Here is a 9,319-nt window from a genome sequence, read left to right as displayed (position 1 = left end):
AAGGAGGATTTATTTTCTATGCCAAAAGAACTAGAAGAAAAAGAAGAAAAATCGTCTGCTGAAGAAACACCGAAAAAAGAGGAACAGGAGGACGCGCCAAAATGGGCAAAGAATCTGCTACAGGACATCCAAAACCTGATGGGAACAAAGGAACAGCCGCAGGGACAAGCACAGGAAATTCCAGTACCGGAACCGCCAAAAGTGGAGGAACCGGAGGAAGAGGAACAGCCAGCACCAAGCAAAGCGAAAACGCTCCTCGGGTGGTTATGGTAGATGTGCCGGGAAGTGACCAGGAGGAACAGCCGAAAAAGAAACGCGGTCGCCCTCCTGGTACTGGCACGAAAAAGAAAAGCGCAGCCAAGAAAAAGACGGCGGGCAATGTTGATTCATCCCAGCTGAAAATGCTGTTACTGACGACAAGCGCGATCGTGGCAGCACGACCTGGGATGGAAGACTTTGCATTAACCGCCGATGAAGCCGAACAGATATGTACGCCACTCGCAAACATCATGGCGAAGTCTGAAGGCGTGGCGGGTGTCGCCAGTGAGTATGCAGACCATATAGCGTTACTCATTGCGTGCTTTACGATCTTTATACCTAAATTCATTATGTGGAAATCCAAACAACCTAAAAAGAAAGAGGTACAGAAAAATGTCTTGCCAAAACGAGAACTACCAAAACAACCAACAGAACAACGAGGAAATGAAAGCGCGCCTGAAAGAACTAATCAAAAGCCTGCTGAACGATCTGGGGAACCCACTAGTAAGCAATTTGGCGGCTCCTTACATCAACTCATCCCTTTCGGAGGATATTGATGTCTTAAAATTCCTCAACCATTTAGAGGGGATGATCGACTATGTCCGGTATGGTGACGCTGAAGCAAGGTGACTTCTATTACAACATCCCCATGCATGAATACAGCCGTTATTGGTTTGAACACTTGGACATTATCGAACAGGGCGAGGAATTTTTAGTTGTGGAGAAAATCCCTTACGACAAAATCCCGAAACCGTCCATCATGGCTGCTATGAAAAGAGGTAAAGGCGTGAAGCGTGTTGTGAAAGCTTACAGCACGAAAGGAAGTGGAAAACATGCGAATGACAATTGGCGATGACGAACACGTTTTTATCTGTGGTCAAACCGGTACAGGTAAATCGGTTGTCGCTGAGGTATATCTCGCTGGGAAAGACCATGTGGTAAAGCTTGATACGAAAGGCGAAGTACACGAGCGCCGCAAGAAACGGCAGGAATTGTGGCATGGCTTGCAGGAAGGTAAGGACTTTACTGTGGTTCACCGATTGGAAGACGTGTCCGAGGTCGAGACGCCGAAAATTATCTATTGCCCGGTCGCTGAAGAATTAGAGCCGGAATATTACAACGCGCTCATGAGCTGGGTGTACAAGCGTGAAAATACGATTCTATGGATAGACGAATTAATGGAAGTCGCGCCAAGCGCCCATAACTACCCGAAAGAATTGAAAGCCTTATACACGCGCGGGCGTTCGAAAGAAGCAGTCGTTTGGGCTTGTACCCAGCGCCCAACAGACATTCCGGTCATTGCTATGGCCAACAGTTCACACTATTTCATTTTCACCATGCAAAACCCGGATGACCGTAAAAAGATTGTGAAAGCAACAGGGATGCCGCAATTTATGGAGCAACCCGGCGGGCACAATTTTTGGTATTGGAAAGTGGGTATGCAAAACCCGGTACTAGCAAAATTGAAGCTTTAAAGGAGGTGATGACTTGGAGACACGAAAATTTGCAGGTGTCGGGCTGAAGAACATGATTGTCATTGCGCTATTCACAATGATGGTCATTGTCGTAACAAAGGTTATTGTCACGAAGCATCCGGTTAACGGTGTGACGCAATTAGTAAACGCAGTATAAGGAGGAAAAAAGCATGAAGGTTAAATGGTTAGTTCATACGTTCATTACTGTATTTATCACGATGGTTTTCATGTGGATTATTAAGAAAGCTTCAGCAAAATATCATATCCCGGTTGTATCTACAATCGCGGCAGAAGTCTAAGGAGGAATTTTAATTTATGGCAACTCAACAGCAACTATCAGCACAGGCAAAGGCTCAACTATTCTCGCAGGCTACCCGCCAAACATGGCAGATGATGGGTACACAGACAGTGACAGAGGACGCACAAACGGTATCATTCAACCTACCGAAAGTACGCCTGCTATCACAAATTTTAGTTGAATTTGACGCGACTGTCTCTCTCAAATCGCAGAACGCGGCAATTCCAACTAAACCATTTTCACCATACCAGATTATCAGAAATATTGCACTGGAATTAAACAGTGGATTCCGTCCTTTTGTTGTGTCAGGCGAAGCCCTTCACCTATACAGCTTAAACCGATTGAATCCAGACGTTCTATTACCTGCATCAAGTCCGCGGGCGTTATCTTACATTGAAACAGCCGCGAGCACGTCAGGTAAAGACGCGCGTATTAAATTCCAAGTCGCGCTGCCATTAACTTTAAACCAACGTGACCCGGTCGGTCTTATCTTGCTACAAAACGAGGAGACAACCGTTTCCCTTCAGATTGATACAGCACGCGCGCAAGACGCGTATCAGTTGGCTACTGGAGACACCGTTACACTGAAGCAATTGAAAATCACGCCGACAATTGAAACGTTCTCCGTCCCTTCTGTACCACAAGCTATGCCGGATATTTCTGTCCTGAAGCTTGTAAACGAAAAAGGCGAACAGTTCACCGGGAACGGTCAAAATATCGTGAAGCTTCAGACAGGGACGATCTACCGTAAACTCATGTTTTACTTTACGGATGAGTCAGGCAACCCGCTGAAGGACAGCGACTTTGCGGGCAACTTGGAATTGGTATTTAACCAAGCCGACATCCCTTACAGCATTAAGCCGTCAGCACTTGCAGCCCGAAATCATTCGGACTTGGGTTATGTCTTACCGGATGGGGTTTATGTGTTTGACTTCTCTAACCAAGGCTTGCCAAACCTCGGCGGCTCTCGTGACTATATTGACACCGAACGTCTTACAGAGTTTTGGATTCGCTTCAATACTCAAAAAGGCGGGCGCGTGAAAATCGTTGCTGAAAAGCTTTCACGCTTGCATTAATACACGCGGGAGGGCTTTTCCCTCCTTTTCTTATTTGACTACTACGAAGGAGGATTTATATGAACGCACCATCACAAATGGGTCTAGGTGAAATGTTCTACCATGCCGCAGACTTATATCCAAACATGGGGTTTATGAGTACCCGAACGTCTACAGTTCCCGAAGCTGAAGATCAAATGTCTCTTGTCGATGATGAGGACACAGCAAAAGAGCATGACGTAAAGCAAGACCCTATTACATCAAAACAAATCTTGCTGGGGTTCGGCATTGTGTTCCTTGTCGTATTCCTATTCTCGGCAAGGGTGTAGGGGGTGTGACTTGTGGAGCAAATCTATTCAATCCTATTAAATAACGGAGCCATGGGCGTAATGCTCGCGTGGTTCATGTTCAAACAATCAAAGGATAACGAACAGACACGGGAAATTCTAACCGATCTGAAAATGGTTATTTCAAAAATCGGGGGTGCGTCAAGCAATGACTAAAATTCTTGTTCTCACCGTTATTATCATCGTGTTTTGGTTCTTCTTTATCCGCCGCAAAAAGAAGGGATAACACATGGAAAAAGGTCTTTTGTTTTTCACGCTGGCGCTCACAGCCATATGGATTATTCTTGATGACTTTTATGGCGGCAAACACCTGTCAAAGATGGCACAGAAAATGACGCCTGACATTTCTACACCGATGGACGTTGTAAAAGATGGTTGGGAATCTACAAAAGAAACCGTCGACGAAGCCGGAAAGACAGCGAAAAAGGCAGTTGAAAAAGCGACAGGATACGACACGTATAAAAAGTATCAAAAGATGAAGCCGGAGCAGAAAAAGAAAGTCAAAAAAGCCGCTAAAGACAGTTTCATAGATGGGTTTTGGAACGGTCTTAAACGCGGTTTTGGCTTGAAGTAAAGGGGTGATTCTATGCAAGAGTTTACAAAGTCTATGCGGTTTATTATCACCTTTCTCTTTTTCGTTATCCTGCTGGGTATGTTCACAAATGAAAAAATAACGTACACGTTCTTGGTACTTGTTCTCGCAAGTATGGCAGTCCTGAACGTTGACAAGGTAAAACAAATCATGGGAGGTCTTGTGGATGGTTAACAAGTTTTTTGACGTGATTGCGGGTATCGGGATTCTCATTGGTATTTATCTGTTCCTGAAAAATGCCAAGTCTACGACTTCCATTATCAGCACAATCGCGAGCAATTCAATTTCAGGCATCAAAGTATTACAAGGGAGGTAAGGCGGCATGATGGAAGGCTATCACCTTCAAAACCGGGTTCATGCGCTTCAGGAGCTTTCACGTCCAGTGGAGCTACCTGACGCGCAGCTAGGTATTGGAGACGCTGAAGAATTACGCCCAACACATGCCAACTTCATTTACCCGATGGTTCCGAAAGAAGCATTGATCGACAAAGTAACAAACATGAGTATTGAGAAAGCGACAGTCGATCTAAACGGAAATCAGGTAGATGAAGAAAACTTCCCTAAGAATCATTATTTCGGTGATCCGATAGGAGGCTTATATTGGTATGGCGGAATTTGAACAAGTCGGTCATGAATCCGGGGGTCATTCCCCGGGTAAAAAGAAATTCCAATTAAACAAAAAGAATATTGTCATTATCGGGTCGGTTGCAATTGGGGTCTTTCTATTAGTCTCCCTTGTGACGCGTGGGCGTCCTGCTGAGGAAGAACAGTACGTGACTTCTGAAGCATTAGAGGGTGATTACTTGGATGGCAATCCTATGAATTCAAGCTTGGTTCAGGCACAGCTACAAAACAATCAATCTCTCATTGAAGGTAGCGTTGATACAGCCTTAAACAACTTTGCAAATGAATTGGGGCAGAACCAAGAATCATTTAAGTCAGATGTAATCGACACCATTACCGATATTGGCAAGGAAAACAAAACGTATGTTGACCAAGTAAAGGACAGCATTTCAAAACAGCTTGCCGATCAAGCGAAGAAATACAGCAACTTGGAAACAGAAAATGACCAGCTTCATAAAGAACTGGAAAAGCTGAAGAACGCGAAACCGTCAACACCTGCCAAAACGACAACACCTGCTAAAAAACCGTCAACCCCGGCTAAAAAGCCATCGCCAGCGAAAAAACCGTCTACACCAAAATACAAAACGGTGACGGTGAAAAAAGGTGACACGTTGTCAGAATTGACGCAGAAATATGGTAAGGGTGGTACAAAAGCCGCGTATATGGAAACAGCCAAGTTTAACAAACTCAAAGACCCGAACAAAATTAAACCGGGTCAGAAAATCAAAATCCTGACAAAGTAGGTGGAAGTATGGGCGTAAATATAAAGCCGTTTATCAAAGACGCGCAAGCCATACAGAAAGAAACTGGCATCCCTGCATCCATCATACTGGGTCAAATCATGTTAGAATCAGGCGGTTCAAACCCGGGCGGATTGTCCGGGCTTGCCTACTACTCTAAGAACCTATTTGGAATAAAGGGAAGAGGTACAGCAGGAAGTGCCACGATGGGTACGACCGAAGTATATAACGGTAAGACCTATCACGTGAAGGATGGCTTTGCAAAGTACAACAGCTATCAAGATTCCATACGCGCCCACGCGGAACTATTATCCAAGCCGCGTTATGCGTCAAAGCTGAAGAACGCAAAAAGCGTTGAGGACTATGCGAAGGGAATCAAAGCTGGAGGGTATGCAACAGACCCTAACTATGTAAATAAGCTTCTCGGCATTATCAGCAGTAACAACCTTCACCAGTACGATGATAAGGACATTACATTCAAAGGAACGTCAGGAGCCGGGGCGACAGGTGGGGATTCTTCATCTTCAGGCACTGACGACAAATCATATTTATCAAATATCATGTTCGGCGTGTTCAGATGGTCTCTTATTCTCGGGCTTGCTATCATTGCAATCGTGTTCTTTATGAAAGCCTTCCCAGCAGTCGGAGACGTTGCGAAAGGTACAGCATCCACCGCAATGGATTTTGTTCCGGGTGGTCGTGCTGTCAAATCTGTTTCTAAGGGAGCCAAAGCCATTAAGAAAGGACGCAGCGCGTCAAACCACATCAAGAAAGCCGCTACAATAGCAAAAGGAGTGAACAAGAATGCCGGAACTAGTCAAACAGCCGGGGGATGACCATAAAAAGAGTACATGGCGTGAACAGACCGTCACCATGCTACCGGGCGACATTACAACGGTTTATTTTGACGACACAAAGCCGAACCATTCAGCCATAACAAATAACACAAGTCAGATCGTGTACGTACACGAGCGCCCGAGCGTGTCGCCTAACAATTATCTTTTAGCCGTAGCGCCGGGGTCAACAAAGCTTTTGGCGCGACCGCTCGGCTATCACACAATCTACCTTGACGCCGCGATCGTGCAGCCCGAAAAAGTCCGGGTCGAATCTTGGATTGAGAAATTTACAGCGTCATCTATACCACAGTCCATTGACACCGTTCAGCTTGGGCAGATGACAGGAACCGTAGATATATCAGCGTTACCGCCGCTTGCGGCAGGCGACAAGCATATTGGGAGTGTTGAGATAGATAAGCCTGTCACACTCGGCGGGTCTTCTATCCCGGCGACACAACCTGTACCAACTCGGGAAGCCGGAATGAATGACTTTAGGGTTGGTGGGGTGAGTGTAGGCGTCACGCCTGTAATGGCAAAGTCAGGTTCTAGCAAACTGACAAACCGCCGAGAGTTGACGATCTACCCGCCTAACTCGGGTGTCATTTATTGGGGTAAGCAGGGTGTCGAGACGACTACAGGTGCGCCGCTCACGTCTAACGACAGCCCGCTAACATTTAAGGTTCATAGCCAAAGCCCTGACGTGTACCTAGTCGCTGATACTGAGACAGTCGTCACAATCGTGGAGGTGTCCTAATTGATTGAACTCGGGTCAAGGCGGACGCCGCCCTATGATGATACAGGCGTCAAAACAAGTATTTCAGATTTAAAAGACAAGATGGCAAAGCTTCAGGACACCGTTGACCATATGGACGTGTCAGATGAGATAAAGAACGATATTCTGACGCTTCAGCAAAAAGTCCAAGCGTTAGAGGATACCGCGGACGGTGGGTCAACTGGTGCAACTGACCAACAAATTCAAAGTATGAAGGCTGACGTTGATTCATTCGGCCGAGTCTTGGACGCTCATGTAAAGGACACGACCAAACACGTATCGTCTGAAGACCGTACCAAGTGGGACGGTATGAGTGACAGGGTGACGACATCAGAAACAAACCTGAAGAACCATATCGCAAATGCTAAACCTCACGTCTCGGATTCTGAACGTTTGAAATGGAATCAAGCTGCTACGGATGCGACACAGCTGCAAAAGGATTTACAGACAACGAATCTATCGCTTCAGGATGTTATCGGGGTTCAAAACTTCTCACAGAAATATGCATTAACGGATGCTGAAGGAATGCGGAAACGGTTGGCTTCAGCTGACAGCATATTCACCGCACCACCCGGTTTTTATTATGGGACAGGATGGAATCAACTACCGTTACCGGGTGACGCTTCTTGGTACTATCTCGACATTCTACCAGCGCCAAACGGTCTGCGGAAATTGGTTCTGACACGTTCCTATGATAATACGTCATGGATTGGTGTTATACACACTGACAATGTATTCAGGGGTTGGCGACAGCTGTTTACACAAAATGATTTTATGGCGCTCACATGGTATAACCTTCCGTTATTGAATGGAGCAAAGGCGTCAGGAAGAACACCGCAGTATACCCGCTGGGGAAACATCCTCATGCTAAAAGGTGACGTGGCGTGTGACCTCGGCGTTGACTTTGCACAATTGCCCGCGTCATATTCACCGTCAGACAAAAAGGCGGTCATGGCAACAGCATACGGAACGACAGGCTTCACAAAATTTTATATCAACACTGACGGTAAACTGGCGTTTGTCGGCTTTTCAGGAAACAATCAGTCCGCCGTGTCCAGTTGGTCATTAGACGCGGCAGTGCCTTACTAGGAGGGTTGGAGCAATGGAAATGATACAAGTATTCGTATATGATTCGGATTTCATCTTCGACTATCCTGAAATTGTTCCGGCTGATTCCGTACCGGATAATGCGACAACCGTACAGCCGCCGGGATATTGGCGGGCGCAATTTCAGAAGGATAGAAAACTATGGATTGAATCCGCTTCAGACGAACAAATAAATGAAATGAGACAACAAATGAGGGAGAGTGTAAAAGAATGAGTTTCATGGAGAATGTTGCAAGTGAAGCACAAAAATTATACGGTGTAAGTCGAGTTTTACCTTCAGTTATCACAGCACAAGCCATACATGAGTCAAATTGGGGCAAATCCGGGCTTGCTACGCGTGCAAATAACCTGTTTGGTATAAAAGGTATCGGGAACGCTGGAACCGTTCATATGGGCACGTGGGAGGTTTTAAACGGGGTCGATAAAACAATCAAAGCAGGGTTCCGGGCGTATAAGTCTGTTCGCGATTCTATCATAGACCTTGTGAACCTCTATAACCGTCTTGACCGTTATAAGGCTGTTGTCGGGGAAACGAACTATGTACAAGCTTGTGCCGCCATCCAAAAGGGTGGATATGCGACAGACCCGAACTATGCGAAGAAGCTTATCGCCACAATCGAAGCCCACGGGCTGACGAAATACGATAAGGTCGGGAACAAAGCCGCAGTGAAGGCGAAACCTGCCAAGTCGTCCGGCTCGACATATACCGTTAAGGCGGGTGACACATTGACAGCAATTGCAAAGAAATATAATACGTCAGTGAAGGAGTTGGCGAAAGTGAACGGTATTAAAGATGTTAATATGATTCGTGTTGGTCAAGTCCTGAAGGTATCAGGAGCCGCACCATCCGGCGGTACATTCTACACCGTAAAGGCGGGCGACAACCTGACGAAAATTGGTAAGAAATTCGGTGTGTCCGTTAAGACATTGACCACAGTTAATCGTATCCCGGATGCGAATAAGATTTATGTCGGTCAACGGTTAAGGGTGAAATAATTTACAATATATACTAACATTTGTTAAAATTAAGTAGAATAGGAGCCGCGGAAGACTTCTATTCTATCTGTAACAATAGAGTCACGCCCGAGACACAACCCGCTGGAAAAATATCCGGCGGGATTTTTTATTATTGACAGTTCCCGGGTGACATGTTAATTAGCACAGAAATGTGGGATTGTCAAGGAAAATCAGTGAATTTAGCGGCAAGAATCGTAC

The 9,319-nt window shown here is 45.8% G+C and carries 13 protein-coding genes and 1 pseudogene; all 14 read left to right on the top strand.

What is annotated here, in order from left to right; translation table 11 throughout:
- Positions 1-273: pseudogene (locus ACFRAC_RS36300) on the top strand (hypothetical protein); the annotation flags it as partial.
- Positions 261-815 (top strand): hypothetical protein, encoded by a 555-nt coding sequence (locus ACFRAC_RS36295; protein ID WP_376642749.1) that lies wholly within the window; start codon positions 261-263, stop codon positions 813-815. The pseudogene ACFRAC_RS36300 and the gene ACFRAC_RS36295, both read left to right, overlap by 13 nt.
- A 50-nt stretch (positions 816-865) precedes the next feature.
- A complete protein-coding gene (locus ACFRAC_RS36290) occupies positions 866-1,114 on the top strand; it encodes a hypothetical protein (protein ID WP_376642747.1) in 249 nt (82 codons plus the stop codon).
- A complete protein-coding gene (locus tag ACFRAC_RS36285; protein WP_376642745.1) occupies positions 1,092-1,733 on the top strand; it encodes a hypothetical protein in 642 nt (213 codons plus the stop codon). Before ACFRAC_RS36290 ends, ACFRAC_RS36285 begins: the two co-directional genes overlap by 23 nt.
- 315 nt (positions 1,734-2,048) lie before the next feature.
- Positions 2,049-3,107 (top strand): hypothetical protein, encoded by a 1,059-nt coding sequence (locus tag ACFRAC_RS36280; protein ID WP_376642743.1) that lies wholly within the window; start codon positions 2,049-2,051, stop codon positions 3,105-3,107.
- 59 nt (positions 3,108-3,166) lie between these two features.
- Positions 3,167-3,415 (top strand): hypothetical protein, encoded by a 249-nt coding sequence (locus ACFRAC_RS36275; RefSeq protein WP_080467411.1) that lies wholly within the window; start codon positions 3,167-3,169, stop codon positions 3,413-3,415.
- A gap of 247 nt (positions 3,416-3,662) precedes the next feature.
- Positions 3,663-4,007, top strand: a complete 345-nt coding sequence (locus ACFRAC_RS36270) for a hypothetical protein (RefSeq protein ID WP_376642741.1) — start codon at positions 3,663-3,665, stop codon at positions 4,005-4,007.
- A gap of 340 nt (positions 4,008-4,347) precedes the next feature.
- On the top strand, positions 4,348-4,644 hold the full coding sequence (locus tag ACFRAC_RS36265) for a hypothetical protein (RefSeq protein ID WP_063336321.1): 297 nt from the start codon (positions 4,348-4,350) through the stop codon (positions 4,642-4,644).
- A complete protein-coding gene (locus tag ACFRAC_RS36260; RefSeq protein ID WP_376642739.1) occupies positions 4,631-5,392 on the top strand; it encodes a LysM peptidoglycan-binding domain-containing protein in 762 nt (253 codons plus the stop codon). The genes ACFRAC_RS36265 and ACFRAC_RS36260 overlap by 14 nt, the downstream gene beginning before the upstream one ends.
- Before the next feature lie 8 nt (positions 5,393-5,400).
- On the top strand, positions 5,401-6,225 hold the full coding sequence (locus tag ACFRAC_RS36255) for a glycoside hydrolase family 73 protein (RefSeq protein ID WP_376642737.1): 825 nt from the start codon (positions 5,401-5,403) through the stop codon (positions 6,223-6,225).
- Entirely contained in the window at positions 6,194-6,979 is a 786-nt protein-coding gene (locus ACFRAC_RS36250; RefSeq protein ID WP_376642735.1) for a hypothetical protein, read from the top strand. The genes ACFRAC_RS36255 and ACFRAC_RS36250 overlap by 32 nt, the downstream gene beginning before the upstream one ends.
- A complete protein-coding gene (locus ACFRAC_RS36245) occupies positions 6,980-8,086 on the top strand; it encodes a hypothetical protein (RefSeq protein ID WP_376642734.1) in 1,107 nt (368 codons plus the stop codon).
- A 13-nt stretch (positions 8,087-8,099) separates the two neighbouring features.
- Entirely contained in the window at positions 8,100-8,318 is a 219-nt protein-coding gene (locus ACFRAC_RS36240) for a hypothetical protein (protein ID WP_376642732.1), read from the top strand.
- The gene (locus ACFRAC_RS36235) at positions 8,315-9,100 is read left to right on the top strand and encodes a glucosaminidase domain-containing protein (protein ID WP_376322298.1); all 786 of its coding nucleotides are present in this window, start codon (positions 8,315-8,317) and stop codon (positions 9,098-9,100) included. Before ACFRAC_RS36240 ends, ACFRAC_RS36235 begins: the two co-directional genes overlap by 4 nt.
- Positions 9,101-9,319 lie beyond the last annotated feature (219 nt).

The organism is Streptomyces sp. NPDC056628 (genome assembly GCF_042792555.1).
In the GTDB taxonomy this organism is placed as follows: domain Bacteria; phylum Actinomycetota; class Actinomycetes; order Streptomycetales; family Streptomycetaceae; genus Streptomyces.
The sequence above is the reverse complement of the archived record's forward strand: the minus strand, read 5'-3'. Positions and strand labels throughout refer to the sequence as shown.

Bases quoted from the DNA above. Each gene is read 5' to 3' on its own strand.
- ACFRAC_RS36290 (WP_376642747.1), top strand. From the start codon at position 866: ATGGTGACGCTGAAGCAAGGTGACTTCTATTACAACATCCCCATGCAT.
- ACFRAC_RS36285 (WP_376642745.1), top strand. From the start codon at position 1,092: ATGCGAATGACAATTGGCGATGACGAACACGTTTTTATCTGTGGTCAA.
- ACFRAC_RS36280 (WP_376642743.1), top strand. From the start codon at position 2,049: ATGGCAACTCAACAGCAACTATCAGCACAGGCAAAGGCTCAACTATTC.
- ACFRAC_RS36275 (WP_080467411.1), top strand. From the start codon at position 3,167: ATGAACGCACCATCACAAATGGGTCTAGGTGAAATGTTCTACCATGCC.
- ACFRAC_RS36270 (WP_376642741.1), top strand. From the start codon at position 3,663: ATGGAAAAAGGTCTTTTGTTTTTCACGCTGGCGCTCACAGCCATATGG.
- ACFRAC_RS36265 (WP_063336321.1), top strand. From the start codon at position 4,348: ATGATGGAAGGCTATCACCTTCAAAACCGGGTTCATGCGCTTCAGGAG.
- ACFRAC_RS36260 (WP_376642739.1), top strand. From the start codon at position 4,631: ATGGCGGAATTTGAACAAGTCGGTCATGAATCCGGGGGTCATTCCCCG.
- ACFRAC_RS36255 (WP_376642737.1), top strand. From the start codon at position 5,401: ATGGGCGTAAATATAAAGCCGTTTATCAAAGACGCGCAAGCCATACAG.
- ACFRAC_RS36250 (WP_376642735.1), top strand. From the start codon at position 6,194: ATGCCGGAACTAGTCAAACAGCCGGGGGATGACCATAAAAAGAGTACA.
- ACFRAC_RS36240 (WP_376642732.1), top strand. From the start codon at position 8,100: ATGGAAATGATACAAGTATTCGTATATGATTCGGATTTCATCTTCGAC.
- ACFRAC_RS36235 (WP_376322298.1), top strand. From the start codon at position 8,315: ATGAGTTTCATGGAGAATGTTGCAAGTGAAGCACAAAAATTATACGGT.